17 protein-coding genes are annotated in these 23,483 nt (G+C 71.4%); 11 read left to right on the forward strand and 6 right to left on the reverse strand.

The window, feature by feature from the left end; genetic code table 11:
* The first annotated feature begins 64 nt into the window (after positions 1-64).
* Positions 65-826, forward strand: coding sequence for an LOG family protein (locus G3576_RS03190; protein ID WP_164692859.1), 762 nt, complete (start codon positions 65-67; stop codon positions 824-826).
* A gap of 13 nt (positions 827-839) precedes the next feature.
* Here the strand turns inward: G3576_RS03190 and G3576_RS03195 are convergent, their stop codons facing one another.
* The 3 genes from G3576_RS03195 to G3576_RS03205 all read right to left on the reverse strand — a co-directional run bounded on the left by G3576_RS03195 (position 840) and on the right by G3576_RS03205 (position 2,885).
* Entirely contained in the window at positions 840-1,052 is a 213-nt protein-coding gene (locus G3576_RS03195; RefSeq protein WP_164692860.1) for a hypothetical protein, read from the reverse strand.
* 206 nt (positions 1,053-1,258) lie between these two features.
* Positions 1,259-1,465, reverse strand: coding sequence for a cold-shock protein (locus G3576_RS03200; protein ID WP_092962228.1), 207 nt, complete (start codon positions 1,463-1,465; stop codon positions 1,259-1,261).
* A gap of 238 nt (positions 1,466-1,703) precedes the next feature.
* The gene (locus G3576_RS03205; protein ID WP_164692861.1) at positions 1,704-2,885 is read right to left on the reverse strand and encodes a phosphotransferase; all 1,182 of its coding nucleotides are present in this window, start codon (positions 2,883-2,885) and stop codon (positions 1,704-1,706) included.
* 295 nt (positions 2,886-3,180) lie between these two features.
* Here G3576_RS03205 and G3576_RS03210 point away from each other — a divergent pair, with 295 nt between their 5' ends.
* The 10 genes from G3576_RS03210 to G3576_RS03255 all read left to right on the forward strand — a co-directional run bounded on the left by G3576_RS03210 (position 3,181) and on the right by G3576_RS03255 (position 20,806).
* On the forward strand, positions 3,181-8,697 hold the full coding sequence (locus G3576_RS03210) for a glycosyltransferase family 2 protein (RefSeq protein WP_164692862.1): 5,517 nt from the start codon (positions 3,181-3,183) through the stop codon (positions 8,695-8,697).
* A 342-nt stretch (positions 8,698-9,039) separates the two neighbouring features.
* Positions 9,040-10,998: a DUF6212 domain-containing protein gene (locus tag G3576_RS03215; protein ID WP_164692863.1), complete on the forward strand. Its 1,959-nt coding sequence runs from the start codon at positions 9,040-9,042 to the stop codon at positions 10,996-10,998.
* A 38-nt stretch (positions 10,999-11,036) separates the two neighbouring features.
* Positions 11,037-13,577, forward strand: a complete 2,541-nt coding sequence (locus tag G3576_RS03220) for a glycosyltransferase (protein ID WP_164692864.1) — start codon at positions 11,037-11,039, stop codon at positions 13,575-13,577.
* Between the two features lie 63 nt (positions 13,578-13,640).
* Positions 13,641-15,245, forward strand: a complete 1,605-nt coding sequence (locus G3576_RS03225; protein ID WP_164692865.1) for an ABC transporter substrate-binding protein — start codon at positions 13,641-13,643, stop codon at positions 15,243-15,245.
* Positions 15,246-15,405: 160 nt separating this feature from the next.
* Positions 15,406-16,413 (forward strand): ABC transporter permease, encoded by a 1,008-nt coding sequence (locus G3576_RS03230; RefSeq protein WP_164692866.1) that lies wholly within the window; start codon positions 15,406-15,408, stop codon positions 16,411-16,413.
* A complete protein-coding gene (locus tag G3576_RS03235) occupies positions 16,410-17,258 on the forward strand; it encodes an ABC transporter permease (RefSeq protein WP_164692867.1) in 849 nt (282 codons plus the stop codon). The genes G3576_RS03230 and G3576_RS03235 overlap by 4 nt, the downstream gene beginning before the upstream one ends.
* Complete coding sequence (locus tag G3576_RS03240) at positions 17,255-18,217, forward strand: ABC transporter ATP-binding protein (RefSeq protein ID WP_164692868.1); 963 nt, start codon at positions 17,255-17,257, stop codon at positions 18,215-18,217. Before G3576_RS03235 ends, G3576_RS03240 begins: the two co-directional genes overlap by 4 nt.
* Positions 18,214-19,236 carry an ABC transporter ATP-binding protein gene (locus G3576_RS03245; protein WP_164692869.1) on the forward strand — a complete coding sequence of 341 codons (1,023 nt, stop codon included), beginning with the start codon at positions 18,214-18,216 and terminating at the stop codon, positions 19,234-19,236. Before G3576_RS03240 ends, G3576_RS03245 begins: the two co-directional genes overlap by 4 nt.
* Positions 19,233-19,415 carry a DUF4089 domain-containing protein gene (locus G3576_RS03250; protein WP_164692870.1) on the forward strand — a complete coding sequence of 61 codons (183 nt, stop codon included), beginning with the start codon at positions 19,233-19,235 and terminating at the stop codon, positions 19,413-19,415. Before G3576_RS03245 ends, G3576_RS03250 begins: the two co-directional genes overlap by 4 nt.
* Entirely contained in the window at positions 19,412-20,806 is a 1,395-nt protein-coding gene (locus G3576_RS03255) for an AtzE family amidohydrolase (protein WP_164692871.1), read from the forward strand. The genes G3576_RS03250 and G3576_RS03255 overlap by 4 nt, the downstream gene beginning before the upstream one ends.
* On the opposite strand, the gene G3576_RS03260 is transcribed toward G3576_RS03255, so the two are convergent.
* Genes G3576_RS03260 through G3576_RS03270 form a run of 3 tightly spaced genes read right to left on the reverse strand, consistent with a single transcriptional unit; the run spans position 20,807 to position 23,483 of the window.
* The gene (locus G3576_RS03260; protein WP_164692872.1) at positions 20,807-21,565 is read right to left on the reverse strand and encodes an iron ABC transporter ATP-binding protein; all 759 of its coding nucleotides are present in this window, start codon (positions 21,563-21,565) and stop codon (positions 20,807-20,809) included. It abuts the gene before it with no gap.
* A complete protein-coding gene (locus G3576_RS03265) occupies positions 21,562-22,521 on the reverse strand; it encodes an iron chelate uptake ABC transporter family permease subunit (protein WP_328728354.1) in 960 nt (319 codons plus the stop codon). The genes G3576_RS03260 and G3576_RS03265 overlap by 4 nt, the downstream gene beginning before the upstream one ends.
* Positions 22,518-23,483 carry an ABC transporter permease gene (locus tag G3576_RS03270; RefSeq protein ID WP_328728357.1) on the reverse strand — a complete coding sequence of 322 codons (966 nt, stop codon included), beginning with the start codon at positions 23,481-23,483 and terminating at the stop codon, positions 22,518-22,520. Before G3576_RS03270 ends, G3576_RS03265 begins: the two co-directional genes overlap by 4 nt.

Raw genomic sequence — 23,483 nt, forward strand, 5'->3', positions numbered from 1 at the left:
CCGCGTGTTCCCCGACGGCGTCCTGGCGCGCATGATGGTCACCGCAGGACGGGGGAGGCAACCGATGCCGCGCCGCGCGGGCGGACGAATGAAGGGCCAGGGCGCGGCCTATCGCCTGGCGCTGTTCGACCGCGAGTTCCTGTTGAGCCCCGCCATGCGCGGCGTGCGGCTGCAGGTCGAATGCACCAAGGCGGATGAGGCGCTGCGCGCCTGGGGCGTGCGGTCCACCATCGTCGTCTTCGGGGGATCGCGGGTGCGGGAGGATGGGCCGGGCGACCAGCCGCGCTGGTATGCGGAAGCGCGCGCCTTCGGCCGCATCGCCAGCGAACAGGGCGGCGCATTGCACTCGGTGGCAGGGGTGCGGGACAACGTCATCGCGACGGGTGGCGGGCCTGGCATCATGGAGGCAGCCTCACGCGGCGCGCATGACGTCGGCGCACCGGCCATCGGCTTCAACATCCGCCTGCCGCAGGAACAGGCGCCCAACCCCTACACCACGCCGGCGCTGACCTTCCAGTTCCACTACTTCGCCATCCGCAAGCTTCACCTGGCGATGCGGGCGCGGGCGCTCGTGGTGTTCCCCGGCGGCTTCGGCACGCTGGACGAGTTGTTCGAATTGCTGACGCTGCGCCAGACGGGGCGTCTCGGCCCCGTGCCGATCATCCTGGTGGACGAAGCCTATTGGCGCGGCCTGATCCGGTGGGAGGCGCTGGAGCAGACCGGCATGATCGCGCCCGGCGAGCTGGCGCTGCTGCGTTTCGCCGGCGATGCGGAGGCGGCGTGGCGGGAGATCGAGGCCACGCTGCCGCTGCACCTCTCACGCTGACCGGCGTGGAGGGTCAGCCGAACGGGCCGGCGTTCCGGCCGCGCATCTGGCTTTCGCGCACGATGCGCTCATGCCCGTCGCGCGAATGCTTCACGCGGTATTCGCGATCCATCTGGTCGTTCGGCAGTTGCCGCACGATGGTGTAGGTGCCCGCCGGAGCGGAACCGTCATAGCGGCCGGGGACGAATTCGATGGTCTGGCCGACCGTGAAGGTATGGCGTGCCATGGGCTGTCCTCGCGGAACGCGCGGCCCCCGGGAAGGCGGGGCGGAAGGGCTGGCGGTCCGCGCGCCAGTCGCTCCGTCGTCGGAGCTCAACGGGGAATGATCGAAACCCCCGCAAAGCGAAACGGCGGGCGCTCGTCGCGCCCGCCGCCTCGAAGCCACTGCTCGAAGCAGGATCCAGGGCGGGTTTCCCCACCCCGGAACCGGCCTCAGGCCGCGCGCAGGTTGGTCGCGGAGGTCTTGCCCTCGCGGCCCTGCTGGATCTCGTAGGAGAGCTTGTCGCCCTCGCGCGGCTCCTGCAGGCCGGAGCGCTGGACGTCGGAGATGTGGAGGAACACGTCCTTGGAGCCGTCATCCGGCTGGATGAAGCCGTAGCCCTTGGTCGCGTTGAACCACTTAACGGTGCCGGTAGCCATGAGGATATCCCCTTCATGTCTGTGTCCCGTCACGCGAACGCCGCGTGCCGGATCGAGCTTTGAGGGGAAACGAAACCCGGGCTCGGCGCTCGATCACGAGCAAGGAGAGCAGGCCGAACCAAACAAGGCTGACGGGAGGAATATGAGGCTTCCGCCCCGTCACCGCAACCCATAACTGCGACCGTCGCTCGCGACGGTGGTCACGCTCTCGCGTCCGACGTGTGGCGGCAACGATCCGTCAGGCGTGGCGGACCAGCTTCTCCAGCCAGCGCGCCGCCAGTTCCGGCTTCGAATCCCGCAGCGCCTTGTGCCAGCCCCACAGCGCCGCCATGCGCATCATGTTGTAGCCGGTTGCTTCCGGCGGCAGCGTCCGCGCCCAGCCGATGCGCGCGGGATCGGGCTCCGGCAGCGCATCATCGGTGGCGTAGAAGCGCCATCCCGTGCCGATCGGCGCCAGCGCCCAGTTGTCCCAGTCGATGATCGTCATGCCGCCCTCGGCGCCGACCAGGATGTTCCCGCAATGCATGTCGTCATGGAAGACGAAGAGCGGCATGCGCTGCAGCAGTTCCGCCAGGTGATCGTGCCGGCGCGCCAGGATCAGCGCGACATCGTCGAGCGAGTAGTGCCGCAGATGCGGCTCCACCGCCGGCGGCACCACCTTGGCGACAAGGTCGCGCAGCCGGTCGAGGAAGACTGGCACCAGGCTCGGCCCCTTCTCCAGGCTCGCCGGCGGCACCTGCGCCCAGTAGCGGTAGAGCAGCTCGTCATGCGTCGCCATCCAGCGATCGAGCGGCAGCGGCGCGCCGTCGAAGAAGGCCTGGAAGGTGGAGGTGAAGGGCCCATCCACCAGCACGCCGAAGTGGCGCGGCGCCATCAGCCGTTCCGCATCGATGTTGTCGAACAGCAGCGCTTCCGCGCGCACGCGGCGCATGTCGCGCTTGTCGGACCGCATCACCTTCTCCACGACGGAAAGCGGCGCCGCGCCATCGGCGAAGGCGATGTCGTGCCGGAACAGCGCCATGCCGATCAGCCCCGGGCGCATGCGCGCCGTCGCCAGCGACGCCACGGGGTGGCCGGTCGCCTGCGCCAGGAAGGCGCCGAGGCGCTCCAGCGCCGCCGTATCGTGGAACCTTGCGATGAAGTCGTCCTGCAACGCGGCCCGTTCCGCCACGCGCCCCGCGATCCATTCCTGGTCGCGATGCCCGGCCTCGACCAGCAGCGAATAGGCGAGATGCGCGGTCCGCCACTTCGTCGCGGCCGACAACTCCTCCGCCAGCGCCACCAGCGGACCCGTCTCGCGCAGGCAGGCATCCGGATCGCGGCCGAGCAGCGGCGCCAGATGCGCCGAGGCCGCGGCGCGGTCGCCGCCCCGCAACGATGCCAGCGCCGCGGTCAGCCCGGCTTCCACATCCTCACCCAAGATCGCCACTATTCCCCAGCCCGCACCCTGCCATGGCGGCGTGGCGGCATGTTCCATCCCGCGTCACGCGGCGTCTCCCCCCGGCGCGCCAACCCCCTGGCCATGGCGCCATCCCAGATTTGTCACGCAAATGTGACACAGACTTTACGGGCCGCCAAACCCGCCCTAGAAAGTCCGAAGGCGGGCCATGCGCCATCGCAAGGGCAGGCCTGCCGTCATATGGGCGTCCAGGGGCGGTTGTTGAACAGGCGCATCGGGGCTTCATCGGCTTCGTCCCGACCGAGGTAGCGGCTCGATGATGATGATCTACCGCTGCGTCTGCTACCCGCGGACTGGCGCCTGGGACAGCCTGAACCTCGACCTCGACGAGAAGAACATCCTCTTCCACGTGTCGGTGCGGCCGGACCGGCGGCAGATCGTGGTCAATGAGCTGGTGGATGGCGCCTGGGGCGTCGAGCGCACCCTGCCCATCGACCTCTCGGCGATCGAGATGCTGCCGATGCTCGTGGTCGCGACGCCGGCGCATATCCACCTGATCCTGGGTGGCGAGGTCCGCGCCACCGTCGCGGTCCAGTGGCCGCAGGGCCGCCAGGTTACCGTCCGCGCCAGCATGCCCTGGTTCGCCACCCAGCCCTTCGACCCCTTCAGCGTCGCGGCCGGCACCCGCGCCTGGCTGCCCAGCGAGGGGATCGGGGCGGAGGCGCTTCGCGGCTTCCTGGCCGCCCCTGATTGGCAGGGCGGGCCGGTCGGCATCACCATCGGCGCCGACCGCTTCGCCGCCCAGGCCATGCCGGCGCCTTCCGCCCCCGGCCTGCCGAGGGGCTTCGTGGTGCCGCTCGACCCCGCTTCGCGCGACGCGCTGGCCCAGGCGGAGGCCAGCCAGCGCCGCGCCACGCCCGTCACCATCGAATTCGGCATCGACGACCCTGCCTTTGCCGGCACCGCCACCGGCTGGGTCAATGCCCCGGGCGTGGTCGAAGGCGTGACGGAAGGACGCATCACCGGCTGGGTGCGCGGCCGCGGCGCGCCGCCCCGGCTGGAGGTCCTGCTGGATGGCGCGCCCGTGCCGGCCCAGGTGACGCTGGGCGGGGAGCCCCGCTTCCCCCGCGACTCGCTGCTCGGCAGCCGCCGGCCGCAGGAAGGCGGCGATGGCTATGCGCCTGAACGGCGCAGCAGCTTCACCATCGACCTGGCGCCGGATGCCGCCGCCCGCCTGCGCGCCAGCGGGGCCTGGGTGCAGGTGGTGGGCGATGGCGCCAAGCTGATCGGCGGCAGCCTCGCCCTGGCCAGGCCGGAGCGGGAGGCGGAACCACCCCCCAGCCCGCCCCCCGCCGCCGAGGTGGCGGAGGAGACGGTCGGCTCCGGCCAGGCGGGTGGCGCGGTGCAGGTGCTGCGCCTGGATGTGCCGCCCGCCAGCGCGGAGGATGTGTGGCTGGACCTGGTGGCGCCGAATGGCGACATCCCGCTGCACCTGCGCTACCGCGCGGCGGAGAACTGGCTGGTCACCAACCACTGCACCGACGGGGTCTGGGGGTCGGAGACGGTGCTCGGCCGCCTGCCCTCCTCCTGGTACCGCCTCGTGGTGGATGTCGAGATCGGCGCGGGGCGCTGCGTCATCGCCGTGAACCACCTGCCCTGGGGGGAGGTCACCGGCTCGCTGCTGGGCAGCGAGGAGTTGACGGTGCGCGGCCCGCACCAGCGCTTCGCCCGCCGCACCCCGCGCGCCGCCCCGCCGCCCCCGCCGCCCATGCCGCCGGCCGGTGCGGTGGACCGGATCCTGCGCGATTCGGTGCTGGGCTGGGCGGTCGATGCCGAGCCCGATGCGATGCTGGAGATCGATATCGGCGAGGGCCCGGTGCGCGTGGCGCCGCGCTGGATGGACCTGCCCGCCCTCGCGGCGCGGCTCGGACGCCCCGGCACGCGGATCGGCTTCGAGGCCACGCTGCCGGAGGCGCTGCGCGGCCGGCTCGGCCGCCACCTCCGCCTGGCCCGCCTGTCGATCGGCGGCCGTCCCCTCTCCCTGCCCCCCGCCTGGACCAGCGCGGTGACGGACGTCGATGGCTTCACCCTGCGGGGGGAGGTGGTCGGCACGCCGCCCGGGCGGACGCCCCGCATCGGCCTGATGGTCGCCGGCCAGGCGCGGGACGTCGCGACGGCGGTCTGGGTGGAGCCGCCGCTGCCGGGCCTGCGCACCAGCGGCGGCAGCCAGGCCCGCCACGGTTTCGAGATCGAGCTGCCCGGCACCATCTGGACCGATATCGGCGCGGTGCCGGATGCGGCCATCGACGTCGTCATCGACGGGCGGGTGATCGAGCCCTCCCGCCTCCTCTTCACGCGCGCCATGGCGCAGCAGGCGCTGGTGCGGGCGGCGCAGATCGGCGATGGCACGGCGGCCGGGCAGTGCAACGCGCTGCTCGCGGCGGAGCATCTGGGCTTCGGGAGGTTCCTGCCGGACCTGCCGGAGGAGGCGGCGCGCTTCCACCGGGACTTCGCCCGCCGCATGAAGCTCGGCGACTTCCTGGCACGCCACGCCGCCAAGGCGCCGGCCGCCGCCACCCTGCACCGCGCCGCGCCCGAAGCCACGGCGGAGGATCGCCAGCGCGTCGCCGTCTGGCGCGCGCTCCGCGCCGTCAATGCGCGGCTGGCCGATGAGGGCGACCCCATCTTCTACCACGCCAGGCTGGTGGAGGCGTCGCACCAGCTGGAGGGCGAGGCGCGGGAGCATTTCTGGTTCGGCCTGGTGCCGACCCTCTGCGCCACCAACGAATTGCCACTGCTGGAACGCGCGGTGCCGCTTTCCACCTGGTTCCACCATGAGGAGCGTGCGGATGCCTGGGCGCTCAGCTCCGCCATCCCGCTGCTGGCGGCGGCGGGGGAGGTCCGGCGGGCGACCGATGCGCTCTACAAGCTCGCCGGCAGCATGCAGGGCTGGATCAACACGGCCTGCATCGGCTTCGCGCTCCGTCACCTCGAACGCCAGGCGGCGGAGGGGCTGCTGGCGGAGGCGGAGCTGGAACGCTTCCGCTACGCCTTCCTCGCCCTGCTCGATGCCTTCAAGGGGGAATGGTTCTCCCGCCTGCATGACCGGCACCTGGTGGAGACGCTGGTGCTGCTGATGGACCGGCGGCACCTGATGCCGGACTACCTGGCGCAGGACATGGTCCGCGCCGCGCTCCGCCATTACGGGCTTTCCCCGGCCTTCTGGACGCGGTGGCAAGCCGGGCCCGCGCGGCGGGAGACGGGCCCGGACACGCTGATGGGCGTGGCCCATCGCCGATTCCGCCAGATCGAGGCCGCGCTCGGCGATCCCGCGCGGGTGGACCAGCGGCTGGGCACGCTGCACGCGGCGCTCGACTTCTTCCGCGGCCACGGCAACCCGGAAGCCGTGATCTGGATGCGCGAATTGGCGGCGCATGGTCTGCGCGCCGGCAGCACCGCCAATCCCGGCACCATCGGCCGGCTGCTGACGGACCTCGTCGCGCTGGATGCGCGCGACGCGGTGCGCATCGCCGCCATGCCGGGCCTGCCCGCGCCCGGCGGGCTGTCCGGGCTCGGCATCGCGCCCGATGGGCTGCGCGACCTGCTGCGGGAGATGCGGCCCCAGCCGCGCGGCATGACGGAGCAGGCGCAGCGCAGCCTGTGCCGCCTGCTTCTGGCCGCCGATCCATCCCCTTCCATGGTGGAGGAAGCGTCGGACCTTGCGACCATGCTGGCCGATGCGCGCTACCTGCATGTCGGCGCGGATGCGCTGAGCCTGCTGGCCGTGCGCCTCGCCGCCGCCCCGCCGGGCCAGGGCCATGGCGGCGCCGCGATGGCGCTGCGCCTGGTGCGGCGCTTCGCCGCGGCGATGACGCGGGCGGTGGATGGCGGCGGCGCGCCGCAGCTGCCGGCGCCGCTGCTGGCCGGCCTGGCGCGGCTGCTGCAGATGCTGGAAGTCCAGCGCCTGCCGGAACTGGCGGAAGCGGTGACGGCTCTGCAGGCGCTGCGGGATTCCATCCATCTCCGCTACCGCCACCGGCACGACCCGGCGCTGGCGCCGGTGGAGCGCCCGGCCATCGCCTTCGATCCCCGGGCGCTCGCGGGCGACGTGCTGGTCTGCGTCTATTCCTGCAACAAGTACCTCGACACCCGCGTGGCCGCGATCCGGGAGACCTGGATGCGCGACCTGGCCGCGGTCGGCGCGCGCTGCATCGTCATCGTGGGCGATGGCGACGACCGGCTGGATGGCGACGTGCTGCGCCTCGCGGTCTCCGACCGCTACGAGGACCTGCCGCAGAAGACGCTGCGCATGGTGGAATGGGTGCATGCCAACACCGATGCGCAATACCTCATCAAGATCGATGACGACTGCTACCTGAGCACAGAGAACTACTTCGGCACGCTGGACTGGCGCGCGCATCACTATCACGGCCGGCTGCTGGAACGCGCGATCGGCGGCACGGACCGCGTCTGGCACCACCTGAAGTCCAGCAGCGAACGCGCCCGCAGCATCGACCGCTCGCCCGAACCCTCCCGCTACTGCGATGGTGGCGGCGTCTACACCCTGTCCCGCTTCGCCATGGGGCGGCTGGTCGCGGCCGCGGCGCGGCGGGACGGCCAGCGCCTGATCGCGCGGTCCTTCATGGAGGACAAGCTCGTCGGCGACCTGCTGGCCATGGAGGAGATCTTTCCCGACAACACCGACTACGAGAGCTACCAGCGCCGCCGCACCTTCGGGGCCGCGCATCCCATCGGCATCTACGAGAACACCTTCTTCCCGAGCGCGCTCGGCCCCGCCAAGGTCGCGCATCTCGACCTGGACCGCGACCAGGCGCGCGCCCATGCGCTGCGCGGCCAGCTCGACCTCAGCCCGAAGAAGCTCTGGCCCAGCTTCGCCTCCGTCGGCACCGACCACACCCACCACCAGCTCGAACTGCTGAGCGACGGGGAGGTGCTGGCCCGGGCGCAGGCGGAGCCGATCGGCGTGGTGCTGGCGGCGCGGAACGAGATGACGATGCTGCCGCATCTGCTGGACCACTACCGGTCGATCGGCGTCCGCGCCTTCTACGCCGTGGACAACGCCTCCGACGATGGCTCGCGCGAATGGCTGCTCGCCCAGCCCGATGTCGTCGTCTATTCCGCGGCCGGGGAATACCGCACCTCCCATTACGGCGTGACTTGGCAGCAGACGGTGCTGGCGCATCATTTCATCAGCCGCTGGGCGGTGGTGGCGGATGCGGACGAGTTCCTGATCTATCCCGGCTGGCGGAACCGCAGCCTCGCGGAATTCGTGGCGGCGGTGGAGGCGGAGCGCGCCAATGCCGTGCCGCTCTGGATGGTGGACATGTACCCGGCCGGCCCGCTGGAGGAGGCGGATTTCACCCAGCGCCCCCCCTTCGAGGCCGCGACCTGGATGGATCGGGAGCCGGTGCAGGCCTTCCGCCTGACCAGTTGCTTCTACAGCAACCGCTGCCAGCAGGTCTCCGCGCTGCGCCATCGCCTGCTGCCGGACAGCGAACCCAACGGCTTCGTGGCGGAGAAGGTGGCGCTGTTCCGCTACCAGCCCTGGATCCGCGTCAGCGAGGGCATCCACAGCGCGACCAATCTGCGCCTGTCCCGCCAGCCCGCCGTCTTCGCCCACTTCAAGTACCACGCGGGCTTCCGCCGGAAGATCCTGGAGGAGATCGACCGCGGCCAGCACTACAACGGCGCGGCCGAGTACAAGCGCTACGCCGCCATGGTGGCCGAGAGCGCGGGCGCCTTCGGGCGGGAGGGCCTGTCGGTGCAACTCGGCCCGGATGGCTTCCTGCCGCCGCGGTCACGGCAGCCTTAGACAGGACGATCCAGAAAACAGGATCGTCTGATCACTTCGCCGTGACGGGCGGAGGGCGATGGGTATGCGAGGAGGTTCGGCGCCTCTTTGCGCATCCGGACAGCATGTCTTTACACGGCGCTAACAACTCCTGCCCAGGCTCTCCCTGTTTCTGCCTTGCCAAGGCCGGCAGACTGCGTCGATGTGAGGCGGTTGTAGTCGCCCCCTTGGTTCTCAACCTGACATCATCTCAATAAAAATACTTTTCACGGCAAATCAACCATCCTACGGTCGGGTCGGCCGTCACGAGTTTGTCAGAAACCCATGTTGATCGCGCAGCACCCGCCAAGCAGCGACCGGGCAGTGCTCGCCTCCTCCGAGGCGGGCACCACCGCCAGCCGCCAGCCTGCCCTCCCGCCCTCCCTGGTCGCGGCCATGCGGGAGCCCGTGCTGCTGATCGCCGCCGTCGAATGGAACCTGGCGCGGGATGTCCTGGCCGTGCCGGTGCCGGTTCTGGCCATCGAGCATGACGCCGAGGCCGGCCTTCTGCTGCATGCCGAGGGCAGCCGCTTCCCGCTTCCCGCCATGCCGCCGCTCTGCGTCGCCGCCATCGCCTTCACGGAGGAGGGTGTGGCCGCGCTGAGCCAGGCGATCGCGATGACACCGGGCGGCGACGCCGTGCCGGCCATCACGCGCATGCAGCCCGGCGATGCCATGGGGCTCGCGACTGCCGTCGTCTCCGGCACCACCGCCATGCTGCGCCGCCAGGCCGCGCTGCTGACGGGGTCTCTCCGCAGCCTCAGCCAGATGCGCGCGGCGCATGAGGATCACCAGACCCGCCTCGCGCAGCTTGAAGCCTATGTCGCGCGCGACAACCGGCAGGATTTCGACCAGGTCTTCGCGGAGGAGCCGGCGGGCGGGGAGGATGCGGCCATCCGGATCGGCCGCGGCGCCAATCTCGGCAGCCTGACCCAGTTGCTGCCCATCGCGAGCCGCGGCGTCAGCGCCGTCGCCGTGCATCTGGATGACAGCCCCATCGCGCATGACGCGGTTCTGCAGGTCCGGCTGACCAGCCTGGAGGATGGGCAGGAACGCGCCTCCTGGCGCCTGCCGGCCGCGGGCCTCAAGCCGGGCTGGCAGGTGCTGGGCATCGAGCGGGCGCTGACCGGCCTGTCCCGCACGCTGAGCCTGGAGGTGACGGTGCCCGACGGCACCCTCGCCCTCTCGCTCGGCGGCCATCAGCCGCTGCCGAATTTCCGCGCGACCGGCACCGATGGCCAGCCCCTCGCGCCGCGCAGCCTCGCCTTCCGCGTCTGGACAGGCTTGCCGGGCGTCATGCCGCCGGTCACCGCCATCGACCATGCCGAGGGCAGCGCCGATCTCGGCCAGGGGTGGGAGGAAGTGCCCCTCCTGCCGGAGACGATCGAATTGTCGCGCGATGGCGCCACTGCCACCCGCCGCGCGCTGGATGATGACAGCCTGCCCTGCGACCCCGCCCGCGCCGGCGTCACGCTGGGCCGGCTGGCCGGCGCGCTGCCCGCCGGCACGCTGGTCGCGCAGGCGACCGGGCGCCTCGTGGGCGAGGTGACGGAGCCCGTCGAATTCGCCCTCGCCGCCGCGATCACCGCGGCGGAGGCGCTGGACCTCTCCGGCCAGGACACGCCCGCCATCGGCTGGTCCGGCTGGGTGATGGCGGATGAGGACGGGCTGGCGCCGCTGCGCCTGTTCCAGGCCGAGGGCGCCGGGGAGCGCGGGCTCTTCGTGCTGACGCGCCGCCAGGCCGGGGCCACCGGCACGCCGCCGCGCGCGCGTATCGGCGGCCTGCGCGCGACGGTCGCCGCCTCCCAGGCCGGCCGGGCGAAGGATACGCCGACGGCGCCCTCCCCCCTCGCCCCCCTGGTCGCGGAGGCGGATGAGACGGAGGTCGGGGAGAGCTTCGTCGCGGCGCGGGACTTCCGCGGCACCGGCTTCCACGCGCTGGAAGGCGGCGGGGACCGCACCTGGCGGTGGCTCGGCGCCGATGTGAACCTGAAGCTCGACAATGTCTCCCGCCACGCCACGCGGATCGAGGTGCTGGTCGCCGCCGCGGCGCCGGGGCTGACCGAGGGCAGCATCACCTGCGCGGTGAATGGCGTGCCGACCCGCGCCAATGTGGCGGGCACGGCGGAGGCCGGGCTTTCGGTGGTGATCCCCCTGCCCCAGGCCGCGCGCCGGCGCGACCGCGGCGTGGTGCTGGACATCGCCTTCGGCCGCGCCCACCAGCCGCCGGGCGACAGCCGCGTGCTGTCCGTCGCCTGCACCGGGCTCCGCATCTCCGCCTGATCACGCCGCTTGCTTTCGCCGCCTCGTGGCGGCACCCCATGGGCGGCATGACCCCACCCGCCATCGCCATCATCGTCCCGGTCTTCAAGCATCCGGGCCTGCTGCCGGAAGCGCTCGATGCCGCGCTGGCCCAGCGGGGCGGCGTCCCGGTCGCCATCGTCATCGTCGATGATGGCTGCCCCTTCGAGGAAACGCGCACCATCGCATCCGCCTACGCCCTGGCGGAGGAGCGCGTGACCTACCTCCGCAAGCGCAATGGCGGCCTTTCCTCCGCCCGCAATGTCGGCATCGACTACGCGCTGCGCGCCTGGCCGGGGCTGGAGGCGATCTACTTCCTCGATGCCGACAACCGGCTGACGCCTACCGCCATGGCCAATGCCCTCGGCCTGTTGCGCCAGGCCGGCGTGGACTGGGTCTATCCCAGCATCGACAAGTTCGGGATCGAATGGTCGGGCAACTACCAGGCCCCCTATTCCCGCCTCGCCCATGTCACCTTCGACAATATCTGCGAGGCCGGCAGCCTGGTGCATCGCCGCGTCTTCGATGCCGGCATCCGCTTCGATGAGACGATGAAGGCGGGCTACGAGGATTGGGAGTTCTGGATGCAGGCACTGGCGCGCGGCTTCCGCGGCCGCTGCCATCCGAGCTTCGGCCTGGAGTATCGCCAGCGTGGCGAGTCCATGCTCCGCGACAGCAACCGCCAGCGCGCCGGCATCCTGGCCTATATGCGGGAGAAGCACCGCGACCTCTTCTCGCTCCGCAACCTGCTGGCCTGGGAGCATGAGGAAGCGCCGCGCTTCGCCCTTTTCACCGATGCCGGCGGCGAGGTGCTGTGGTTCAGCGATGTGGAGGCACCGCCGCGCCGCATGACGCTCGACCAGCACGCGGAATCCTTCGCGGCGGAGGAGGTGGAGCCGGAGACGCTGGGCACGCCGCCCTATGCCGTCTGGCTGCCCGCCCCCGCCGTCGCGGCGCTGCGCCAGGCGGGGCTCCTCGCCAACCTCCTCTGGCACCTCCAGCGCCTCTGCGCCCGCCACCAGGCCGTGGCGATCCATCTAGAGGCGGACCGCCGCGGCGTGGCGCTGGAACCGGACGCCGCCGCGCCGGTCTCCGCCCCCATCGGCTTCGCCGCCGGCCAGGCCGCGCTGCGGGAGGCGATCCGCGACCAGGGCTCCGATGGCTGGCTGGCGGCGGTGGCGGAGGATGCGGACAGCCCCCAGCTGGGTCGCCTCGTGCTGCGCTTCCCCTGCGCGGAGGAGGCGCTGCTGGTCGGCGCCTACGCCCCCACCCCCGTCGCCACCGCCGCCCGCCTCCGCCAGGACCATGACCCGGCGCGGCGCCGCCGCTGGATCTGGCGCAAGGCCGGCGCGACGCCCGCGATCCGCAGCTATGCCGACTACCTCGCCACCGCCGTGGGCGCCGATCACGTCATGCCGCGGGCGCGCGGCCGCGGCCCGCGTCGCCATGTCGGCTTCGCGGTGCCGGATGGGGTGGCGGATGGCGTCGGCCGCGTCGCGGCGGCGCTGGCCACCGCGCTGCGGCGCGCGGGCTGCGCCACCCATCTCTTCGTGCTCGGCGCGCCGATCCTGACGCTCGGGGAGGATCTGCGCGACGCCTTCGACAGCGTCTCCTTCCTCGGCCGCGCCCTGCCGATGGAAGGCCCGCATGATTTCCTCGGCCAGCGCATCGCGCTCGCCGGGGACCTGGAAGGCGCGGAGCCCGCGCTGCTCGGCCTGCTGACGGAGCTGGACGTGCTGGTGTGCAGCCATGTGCCGGCGCTCTCCGCCGTACTCGGCGACCTGCGCAAGCAGGGCACGAAGGTGGTCGGGCATCTCCACGCGCTGGAACGCTCCGCGCTCGGGCGGGGCATCGGCCACCCCTATCTCGCCCTCGCTTTCGAGCATGTGCACGACCTGCTGCTGGCGCCGTCCCAGGAATTGCTGGACTGGCTGCGCGGCGCGGGCGTGCCGGAGGCGAAGCTCTGCCTGCTGCGGCCCGCCGCCACGCTATCCATCACGGCGGAGGAACGGGACCGGCTGGTGACGGCGCGGCGCAGCCGCAGGCCCGGCATGCTGCGCGTGGCGCTGCTGCTGGGTCCCTCCGCCGGCCCGGCCCTGCGGGAGGCGCGGCTTCGCCTGGTCGCGCTGACCCGCCAGGCGGGGCTGCCGATCGACTGGGTGGCGGCGGGAGAGGCGCTGGACGGCGCGCTCCGCCGGCGGCTCGGCGCACTCGGCGTCGGCATCGCGGAGACGCTGGCGGATGCGGTGGCCTCCGCCGACCTTCTGCTGCCGGAAATGGCGGAAGCGGCGGCGCTCGCGGTGCGGGATGCCCAGCTTCTGGGCTGCGTGCCGGTAGTGCCGACAGAAAGCCCGGCCGCCGGCCTGGTCCGGGGTGGTGCCGGCCTGATCGTCGAGGATGAGGCGGCGCTGCTGCCCCTTCTGCGCGACCTGGCGGTCGATCCCGGCCGCGTGGCGCGGCTTTCCGCGGCGGCGGCGGCGGAGGGCGCAGCCGCGCCGGGATGGACAGCGGCCACGGAGGCGTTGCGGGACCGGTTGGCGGCCTGGTTCCCGCCCCCCTGATTCTTGCAGTGGCGTAACCCTTGCTGATCCGTGACGGCAGACATGCCGGATCGGAGAGGTGCGATGGATCGCCGAGACTTCCTCAAGGCCCTGCCGGCCGCGGCCGCCGCGGTGGCGGCCCCCGCGATCCGGGAGGCGAAGGCCCAGGCGCCGACGCGCAACGAGACGCTGCTGCTGGTGCAGGAATACGGGCCGAACAGCCTCGACATGCAGGGGCTGGGTTCGTCGCAGCCGGTGAACGGCGTGGCGCTGAACTGCTACGACCGGCTGGTCAGCTTCAAGCGCCAGCGGGTGGACGACATCACCACCAGCTTCGACATCAACGCGCTGGAACCGGAACTGGCCGAGAGCTGGCAGGAAGCCAGCGACGGCACGAGCGTCACCTTCAAGCTGCGCGCCGATGCCCGCTTCCACAGCGGTCGCAGCGTGACGGCGAAGGACGTGAAGTGGTCGCTGGACCGCGCCGTCTCCATCGGCGGCTTCGCGACCACGCAGATGAATGCCGGCAGCCTGGAGAAGCCGGAGCAGTTCGTCGCGGTGGACGACAAGACCTTCCGCATCGACTTCCTGCGGCGGGACAAGCTGACCATGCCGAATCTGGCGGTCACGATCCCCTTCGTCTTCGACAGCGAACTCGCCATCCGCAATTCCGGCGGCGATCCCTGGGCGAAGGAGTATCTCAAGAACAACATCGCCGGCGGCGGCGCCTTCAAGGTGGAGGCCTGGCGGCCCGGCACCGAGACCATCTATGTCCGCAACGACGACTGGAAGTCGGGCCCGCTGCCCAGGCTGCGTCGCGTCATCGCGCGCGACATCCCCTCCCCCTCCACCCGACGCGCGCTGCTGGAGCGGGGCGACGCCGATATCAGCTACGGCCTGCCGCCCAAGGACTTCGCCGACCTGGCCGCGGGCAACCGCATCCGCGTCTCGGCCGTGCCGGTGCCGAACGCGATCTGGTATGTCGCGCTGAACAGCGCCAACCCGCCCTTCAACAACGTCAAGCTGCGCCAGGCCGTGGCCTGGGCCCTGCCCTACGAACAGATCATGCAGGCCTCCCTCTTCGGGCGCGGCGTGCCGATGTGGGGCGGCCCCTCCACGCCCGCGCGGCTGACCTGGCCGGTGCCCTTCCCCTACAGCGCCAACATCGCCCGCGCCCGTGCGCTGATGGCCGAATCGGGCGTCGGTCCCTTCACCACGTCGCTGCTCTTCGACGCGGGCTCCGGCACCATCGCGGAGCCGATGGCCGTGCTGGTGAAGGAAGCGCTGGCGCCGCTCGGCATCACCGTGGAGCTGAACAAGATCCCCGGCGCCAATTTCCGCGGCGAGCTGAACAAGAAGACGGCGCCCATGGCGATCAACCGCTTCGGCGGCTGGCTGGACTGGCCGGACTACTTCTTCTTCTGGAACTATCACGGCAACAACTCGATCTTCAACATCCCGAGTTACCAGAACCCGGCGATGGACCGGCTGATCGACGCCGCGCGCTTCACGCAGGATCCCGCGGTCTATGCGCAGAACGTCCGCGGCTTCCTCGAGCTCGGCATGCACGACGTGCCCTTCATCCCCATCGCGCAGCCTTTCCATGACGTGGCGATGCAGCGGACCATCGGCGGCTACCAGTTCTGGCCGTGCCGGGAGCCGGACTTCCGGTATTTGACCAAGGGATGAGGGAAGTCATCACGCGCAACCTGCGGCCGGCGACGCCGGCCGAGGCCGCGAATGCGGCCCGCCGCCAGTGCGGCGAGCGTCGCGCCAAGGGCGCGCCGTTGGCGCGACGCGAAGCGCCGGCGCTTGAGGCGCGGATCGGCTTCGATCCGCGAGCATGGATATGAGAGGCGTTCTCTGGCGGCTGGCGGGGTCGCTCCCCGCCCTTGTTGCCGTCATCGTCGTCACCTTCGTGCTGACGCGCGTGCTGCCCGGCGATACCGCGACCTATTTCGCCGGGCCGACCGCGAGCGCGGAGTCCATCGCGCAGATCCGCGCGGCGCTCGGGCTCGACCGCCCGCTGCCGGAGCAGTTCTGGAGCTATGTGCAGGCCCTGATGCGAGGCGACCTCGGCATGTCGCTGACGACGGGGCAGCCGGTGCTGGTCGATCTCGTGAACCGGCTGCCGGCCTCGGCGGAGTTGACATTGGTCGGGCTGCTGATCGCGATGGGCATCGCCATCCCGCTCGGCGTGCTGGCGGCGGTGAAGCAGGGGTCGCTGGCGGACCATCTCTGCCGCGTCATCGTCACGGCGGGCGTCTCGCTGCCCGTCTTCTTCACCGGACTGCTGCTGGTCTATGTCTTCTACTACCTGCTCGGCTGGGCACCGGCACCGGTCGGGCGGCTCGATGCCTTCGCGACCGCGCCGAACTTCGTCACGGGCTTCTACCTGATCGACGCCGCCATCGCGCGCGACTGGGAGACCTGGCAGAGCGCCGCCGCGCAGATCATCCTGCCGGCCTGCACGCTGGGCCTATTCGCGCTGGCGCCGATCGCGCGCATCACGCGCGCCTCCATGCTCGCGGTGCTGGGGGCGGAGTTCATCCGCACAGCCCGCGCCTCCGGCCTGTCATCCCGCACCATCATCCTGACCTATGCGCTGCGGAACGCGCTGCTGCCGGTGGTGACGACGCTCGGCATGGTCTTCTCCTTCCTGCTCGGCGCCAATGTGCTGGTGGAGAAGGTCTTCGCCTGGCCCGGCATCGGCAGCTATGCGGTGGAGGCGCTGATCGCGAGTGACGGCGCGCCGGTGCAGGGCTTCGTCCTGACCATGGCGATCCTCTACGTCGTGCTGAACCTGACCATCGATTTGGTGAACCGGGCGCTCGACCCCCGGGCGCGCCATTCATGAGCAGTTCGACCCTTCGTCACGCGCGCCACGTCGTCAGCGAGAATCCCGTGACGGGCCTGGCGCTGCTGCTCTTCGCCTTCTTCGTCGGCGCCGCCATTCTCGGGCCGTCGCTTGCCCCCTATGACCCGCTGGCGAGCAACACGATGCGCGCGCTGCAGCCGCCCTCCGCGCTGCACTGGTTCGGCACGGACCAGATCGGGCGGGACATCTTCTCCCGCGTTCTGGTCGCCGCACGGCTCGACCTCGGCATCGCGGCGGCCTCCGTCGCGCTCGTCTTCGCCATGGGCGGCTTCGCCGGCCTCGCCTCCGGCTTCTTCGGGGGATGGGTGGACATGCTGGTCGGGCGCATCGCCGACACGATCATGGCCTTTCCGCTCTTCGTCCTGGCCATGGCGATCGTGGCCGCGCTGGGCAACACCGTGCCGAACATCGTGCTGGCGACGGCGATCATCAATTTTCCTCTGTATGTCCGCGTCGCGAGGGCGGAGACGGTGCAGCGGCGGGAAGCCGGCTTCGTCGATGCCGCGCGCATCGCCGGGCATCGGGACATGGGCGTGCTGCTGCGCCAGGTCGGGCCCAACATCATGCCGATCATGGTGGTGCAGATGTCGCTCACCATGGGTTACGCCATCCTCAACGCCGCGGGGCTCTCCTTCATCGGCCTCGGCGTGCGGGCGCCGACGCCGGAATGGGGGATCATGGTCGCGGAAGGCGCGGCCTTCATCGTCTCCGGCGAATGGTGGGTCGCCTTGTTCCCGGGCGCCACGCTGATGACGGCGGTGTTCTGCTTCAACCTGCTGGGCGATGGAGTGCGGGATATCGTGGACCCCCGGAGGCGCACGTGAGCGCCGTCCTCGACGTCTCCGATTTCTCCGTCGAGTTCCGCACGCGCAGCGGCATCGTCCGCGCGCTGGATCGCGTCGCCTTCACTGTCAGGCGGGGCGAGACGATGGCCCTGGTCGGCGAATCCGGTTCCGGCAAATCCGTCACCGCCTATGCGCTGCTCGGCCTGCTCGACGCGGCGGGACGCATCACCAGGGGCCGCGCGGTGCTGGAGGGCGTGGACCTCACCGCCGCCTCCCCTTCTGAACTCGCACGCATCCGCGGCAAGCGGGCCGCGATGATCTTCCAGAACCCGCGCGCCGCGCTGAACCCGATCCGCCCGATCGGCCAGCAGATCGCCGATGTGCTGCGCCGCCATGCCGGCCTGTCGCGCCGTGACGCGATGGCCGGCGCCATCGACATGCTGAAGCAGGTCGGCATCCCCGACCCCGCGCGCCGCGCCAGCGCCTATCCCTTCGAACTCTCGGGTGGCATGTGCCAGCGCGTGATGATCGCGATCGCGGTGGCGACGCGCCCGGCGCTGCTGATCGCGGACGAACCCACCACCGGCCTCGACGTCACCACCCAGGCCGTGGTGATGGACATCGTCGCGAAACTCGCCGCGGAGACGGGGATGGCGACCATCCTCATCACCCATGACCTGGCACTCGCCGCGGAGCGCAGCGCCCGCATCGCGGTCATGCATGCCGGCCACATCGTGGAGGATGCGGCGACCAAGACGCTGCTGGCCAACCCGCGCCACCCCTATACACGCCGCCTGCTGGCCGCGACGCCGACCGCGGCGGGCAGCCTTGCCGCGCTGCGCTCCATCCCCGGCAACCTGCCCGACCTGCGGCGTGACGACCTGCCGCCCTGCCGCTTCGCCGCCCGCTGCGACCGGCGCCTGCCCGGCTGCGACGCGAAGCTGGTCTGGCGGACCATCGAACCGGCGCACCGCATCGCCTGCTGGAACCCGGCATGATCGGCAACGAGCCTACGCCCCCGGGACCGGACGGCTCCACGCTGCTGGATGTGGCGGAGCTGTCGAAGCGATTCCCGCTTCGTCGCAAGGGCTGGTTCGGTGGCGGCCATCCCTCCCTGGTCCATGCGGTGGACGACGTCTCCTTCACCCTGTCACGGGGCGAGACTCTGGGCCTGGTCGGCGAATCCGGCTGCGGCAAATCGACGCTGGTCCGCCTCATCACGCGCCTCACGGACCCGACCAGCGGCTCCATCCGCTTCGGCAGCCGCGAACTGGCCGACCTGCCCGCCAAGCGCTTCGCGCGGGATGCGGATCGCGCGCGCATCCAGATCGTCTTCCAGGACGCCGGGGAGAGCATCAACCCGCGCTTCACCGCCGCCGACGCCATCGCCGATCCGCTGCGCAAGCTGAAGGGCGTGACGGGCCCTGACCTCAAGGCGAAGGTCGAGGAAGCCGCGACGCTCTGCGGCCTGCCGGTCGAGCTGCTGGACCGCTTCCCGCACCAGCTCTCCGGCGGCCAGCGCGCGCGCGTCGGCATCGCCCGCGCCATCGCGACCAGGCCCGACCTGCTGGTACTGGACGAGCCGACGGCCGCGCTCGACGTCTCCGTCCAGGTCACGATCCTGCAGCTGCTGGTGCGGCTGCGGGAGACGCTGGGCATGTCCTACGTCTTCGTCAGCCACGACCTCAACGTGGTGCGCCTGCTCTGCGACCGCGTCATCGTCATGTATCTCGGCCGCATCGTGGAAACCGGGCCGGCCGAACAGGTCTTCGCCAAGCCGCTGCACCCCTACACGCGGGGCCTGGTCGCCGCGGTGCCGCGGCTGGATGGCGTGCGGGATGGCGCGCTACGCCTGGCGGGCGACCCGAAGAGCCCGATCGACCCCGATCCCCATGCCTGCCGCTTCCATGGCCGCTGCCCCATTGGTACGGATCGCTGCGGGCTCGACATGCCCGCGCTGCGCCGCTTCGGCGGCGGGCGCGAGGCCGCCTGCCACTACGCGGAGGAACCAGCATGACGGAAGACCAGGCCGAGGCCCTGATGAACGCCGCCGCCACGGCACTCTCCCTGCCCGTGGACCCGGCGCATCGCCCGGGCGTCATCGCCAATCTCCGCCTTGCCGCGCGCATGGCGGCGCTGGTGGAGGGCAAGGCGCTGACGGTGCATCAGGAACCCGCGCCGGTGTATCGCCCGTGAAAGCCGCCGAGACCGCCCAGGCCATCCGCGCCGGCCGCCGCCGCGCCATCGATGTCACCGAAGCCGCGCTGGCCGACATCGGCACGCGCGACAGCCGGTACAATGCCTTCACCGAGGTCACCGCCGCGCGCGCGCGGGCGGAGGCGCTGGCCGTGGACCAGGCGATCGCGCAGGGCCGCGACCCCGGCCCGCTGGCCGGCGTGCCCTATGCCGTGAAGAACCTCTTCGACCTCGAGGGCATCGCGACCCTCGCCGGTTCGAAGATCGAGCGCAGCGCGAAGCCCGCCGCGCGCGACGGCTACCTGGTGCGCCGGATGGCCGCCGCCGGCGCCATCTGCACCGGCGCGCTGAACATGGACGAATACGCCTACGGCTTCACGACCGAGAATGCGCATGACGGGCCCTGCCGCAACCCGCATGACCTGACCCGCATCGCGGGCGGCTCCTCCGGCGGCTCTGCAGCGGCCGTCGCGGCGGGCCTCGTGCCGATCACGCTCGGCAGCGACACCAACGGGTCGATCCGCGTCCCCTCCTCCCTCTGCGGCATCTTCGGGCTCAAGCCGACCTATGGAAGGCTGTCCCGCGCCGGCAGCTATCCCTTCGTCGCCTCGCTCGACCACCTCGGCCCCTTTGCCGGAGACGTCGCCGACCTCGCGCTGGCCTATGACGTGCTGCAGGGCTTCGATCCCGAGGATCCCGCGCAGACCCGCCAGCCCGTGGAACCCGTCACGCCGCGGCTTGGCGCGGGCATCGAGGGCCTGCGCTTCGCCGTCGCCGATGGCCATTTCGCCCGCAATGGCCACCCGGAGGCCTTCGCGGCGGTGGAGGCGATCGCCCGCGTGCTCGGCGCCACACGGCGGATGGTGGTGCCGGATGCCGCGCGCGGCCGCGCCGCCGCCTTCCTCATCACCATGGCGGAGGGCGGCAACCTCCACATGCCGGACCTTCGCACGCGTGCGGCTGACTTCGATCCCGGCACGCGCGACCGCTTCCTGGCCGGTGCCATGCTGCCCGCGCATTGGGTGACGCAGGCGCAGCGGCTGCGCGCGGACTATCGCGCCTCCGTGCTGAAACTCTTCGCCGAGACGGACATCCTGATCGCCCCCGCCACGCCCTTCTCCGCCACCCCCATCGGCCAGGCGAATATCGAGCTGGATGGAGAGCTGGTGCCGATCCGCCCCAATCTCGGCGTCTTCACCCAGCCCATCTCCTGCATCGGCCTGCCGGTGCTGGCGGTGCCGCTGGCCGATCCCAGCACGGCCGGCACGCCGAACGGGCTGCCGATCGGCGTGCAGCTGATTGCCGCGCCGTGGCGGGAGGATGTGCTGTTCCGCGTCGCCGCCGCGCTGGAACGCGCGGGCGTGGTCGCGGCGCCGCCCCTCCGCGGATGACTACGCGAAATAGGCGGCGATCAGCCTGCCGCCGATCTCATGCACCGTCGCCTCGACGTCATAGATCGCGGCGATCGCCTCAGGCGTCATGATGGCGGCCGGGCTGCCCTGCATCAGCACGCGGCCATCGCGCATCGCCACGATGTGGTCGGCGTGGCAGGAGGCGAAGTTGAGGTCGTGCAGCACCAGCACGACCGTCTTGCCCAGCTCCTCCGCCGCGCGGCGGACCAGGCGCATCATCGCCACGGCGTGTTGCATGTCGAGGCTGTTCAGCGGCTCATCCAGCAGCACGTAGTCCGTGTCCTGCGCCAGCACCATGGCGACGAAGGCGCGCTGCCGCTGCCCGCCCGACAGCTCATCCAGGAAGCGCTCGGCCAGCCCCTCCAGCGCGAGGTAGCGCAGCGCGCGCTCCACATGCGCCGCATCCTCCCGCGTCGGGCGTCCGCCGGAATGGGGGTAGCGCCCGAAGGCGACGAGGTCCCTGACCGTCAGCCGCGCCGGCAGATGGTTGTCCTGCCGCAGGATGGACAGGCGCTTCGCCAGCACGGCGCCGGGCGTGCGCGCCACGTCCAGCCCATCCACCCGCACCTGCCCCGCCGACATCGGCAGCAGCCGCGCGATCATGGACAGCAGGCTCGACTTGCCCGCGCCGTTCGGCCCGATGATGGCGGTGACGCCGCCCCTCGGCAGGCGCAGCGTGACGCCATCCACCACCACCGTTTCGCCGTAGCGCTTGCTGACGCCGATGGCCTCGATCATCGCACCTTCCCCCGGACCAGCAGGGCGATGAACAGGATGCCGCCCAGGAAATCGATGATGACGCGCAGGCTGGTGTCGAAGCCGAAGCCGTGTTCCAGCACGGCCTGCCCGCCCGCCAGGCAGATGACGGCCAGCAGGAAGGCCGCCGGCAGCAGATGCGCATGGCGGAAGGACGGCATGACGGCATGGGCGAGGTTCGCGACCAGCAGGCCGAGGAAGGTCACCGGCCCGACCAGCGCGGTGGAGACGGAGACGAGCATCGCCACCATCACCAGGATGCGCGTGACTTCCCGCCGGTGATCCAGGCCGAGGGTGATGGACACCTCCCGCCCCAGCGACAGCACATCCCATCGCCGCAGCGCCCGCCAGCCCAGCAGGCTGGCCGCCAGCGCCATCGCCGCGGCGATGGCCAGCAGCCCGTGATGCGGGCTGTTGAAGCTGGCGAAGAAGCGGTCCTGCAGGAAGGCGAACTCATTGGGATCGATGATTCGCTGGAGGAAGCCGGCGAGGCTGCGGAACAGCACGCCCAGCACCACGCCGCCCAGCACCAGCAGGTGCAGGCTGCGCCGCGCGCCCCCGAACAGCGCGGCGTGGAGCAGGAAGGAGAAGGCGATCATTGCCGCGACCTCCCCGGCGAAGAGCAGCCGGCGATCCAGGCCCGCGAAGGCGCTGGCGCCGAGGGCGAAGACCAGCACGGTCTGCACCAGCACATAGAGCTGGTCGAAGCCCATCACCGCGGGGGTCAGGATGCGGTTGCCCGTCGCGGTCTGGAACAGCACGGTGGACACGGCGACGGCATGCGCCACCAGCAGCATCGTCGCCAGCTTGGCGGCGCGGAAGGGCAGCGCGAAGCCCCAGGCGCCGTTCACGCCCCAGGTCATGAACAGCGCTGCGCTGCCCAGCGCGAGGGCGCCCAGCACCGCCAGCACCAGCCGAGGATCGCGCGCGGCCGTCACCCCAGCCGCGCCTGGCGGCGGAACAGCAGCGCCAGGAACAGCGCCGCGCCGACCACGCCGACGATGGTGCCGACGGGAATCTCGTAGGGGAAGCGGATCACCCGTCCCAGCATGTCGCAGGCCAGCAGCAGCATGCCGCCCAGCACCGCGATCCAGGGAATGGCGCGCCGCGCATGGTCGCCCATCGCCATCGCGACCAGGTTCGGCACGACCAGGCCGAAGAAGGGCACCATGCCCACCGTCACCACCACCGTCGCCGTCACCATGGCGACGATGAACAGCCCCATCGCCAGCACGCGGCGATGATCCAGGCCGAGGCTGGTCGCCACATCCTCCCCCATCCCCGCCACGGTGAAGCGGTCCGCCGCGAACCAGGCCAGCACCGTCAGCGCGAAGGCGACCCAGAGCAGCTCGTAGCGCCCCTCCAGCACGCCGGAGAAGTCGCCGGCCGTCCAGGCATTCACGGATTGCAGCAGGTCCATGCGGTAGGCGAGGAAGGTGGTCACGGCCTCGATCACGCCGCCCAGCATCAGGCCCAGCAGCGGCACCATCAGCACGGACCGCAGCGGCACCTGCCGCAGGATGGCCAGGAACAGCGCCGTGCCTGCCAGCGCGAAGCCCGCCGCCACCAGCATCTTCACCAGGATTGGTGCCTCCGGCGCCAGCACCATCACCGCCAGCAGGCCGAGGCTGGCGGATTCCGCCGTGCCGGCGGTGGAGGGCTCCACGAAGCGGTTGCGCGCCAGCAGCTGCATCAGCAGCCCCGCCACGCCGATCGCCATGCCGGCCAGCAGCACCGCGATGGTGCGCGGCAGGCGGCTGACCAGCAGCAGCTGCATCGCGGGCCCCTCCGGCCCCTCCGCCAGCAGCCGCGCGGGCGTCACCGTGCCGACACCCACGAAGAGGCTGACGACCGCCATCGCCAGCAGCAGCAGGACGGCGAGGAGAAGGCGCGCGCCCAC

Source organism: Falsiroseomonas algicola (assembly GCF_011040385.1).
In the GTDB taxonomy this organism is placed as follows: Bacteria; Pseudomonadota; Alphaproteobacteria; order Acetobacterales; family Acetobacteraceae; genus Falsiroseomonas; species Falsiroseomonas algicola.

What these genes read in the sequence shown, in the direction of transcription:
- G3576_RS03190 (WP_164692859.1), top strand. Translation starts at nt 65, where the DNA reads ATGCCGCGCCGCGCGGGCGGACGAATGAAGGGCCAGGGCGCGGCCTAT.
- G3576_RS03195 (WP_164692860.1), bottom strand. Translation starts at nt 1,052, where the DNA reads ATGGCACGCCATACCTTCACGGTCGGCCAGACCATCGAATTCGTCCCC.
- G3576_RS03200 (WP_092962228.1), bottom strand. Translation starts at nt 1,465, where the DNA reads ATGGCTACCGGCACCGTTAAGTGGTTCAACGCGACCAAGGGCTACGGC.
- G3576_RS03210 (WP_164692862.1), top strand. Translation starts at nt 3,181, where the DNA reads ATGATGATGATCTACCGCTGCGTCTGCTACCCGCGGACTGGCGCCTGG.
- G3576_RS03220 (WP_164692864.1), top strand. Translation starts at nt 11,037, where the DNA reads ATGGGCGGCATGACCCCACCCGCCATCGCCATCATCGTCCCGGTCTTC.
- G3576_RS03225 (WP_164692865.1), top strand. Translation starts at nt 13,641, where the DNA reads ATGGATCGCCGAGACTTCCTCAAGGCCCTGCCGGCCGCGGCCGCCGCG.
- G3576_RS03230 (WP_164692866.1), top strand. Translation starts at nt 15,406, where the DNA reads ATGAGAGGCGTTCTCTGGCGGCTGGCGGGGTCGCTCCCCGCCCTTGTT.
- G3576_RS03235 (WP_164692867.1), top strand. Translation starts at nt 16,410, where the DNA reads ATGAGCAGTTCGACCCTTCGTCACGCGCGCCACGTCGTCAGCGAGAAT.
- G3576_RS03245 (WP_164692869.1), top strand. Translation starts at nt 18,214, where the DNA reads ATGATCGGCAACGAGCCTACGCCCCCGGGACCGGACGGCTCCACGCTG.
- G3576_RS03250 (WP_164692870.1), top strand. Translation starts at nt 19,233, where the DNA reads ATGACGGAAGACCAGGCCGAGGCCCTGATGAACGCCGCCGCCACGGCA.
- G3576_RS03260 (WP_164692872.1), bottom strand. Translation starts at nt 21,565, where the DNA reads ATGATCGAGGCCATCGGCGTCAGCAAGCGCTACGGCGAAACGGTGGTG.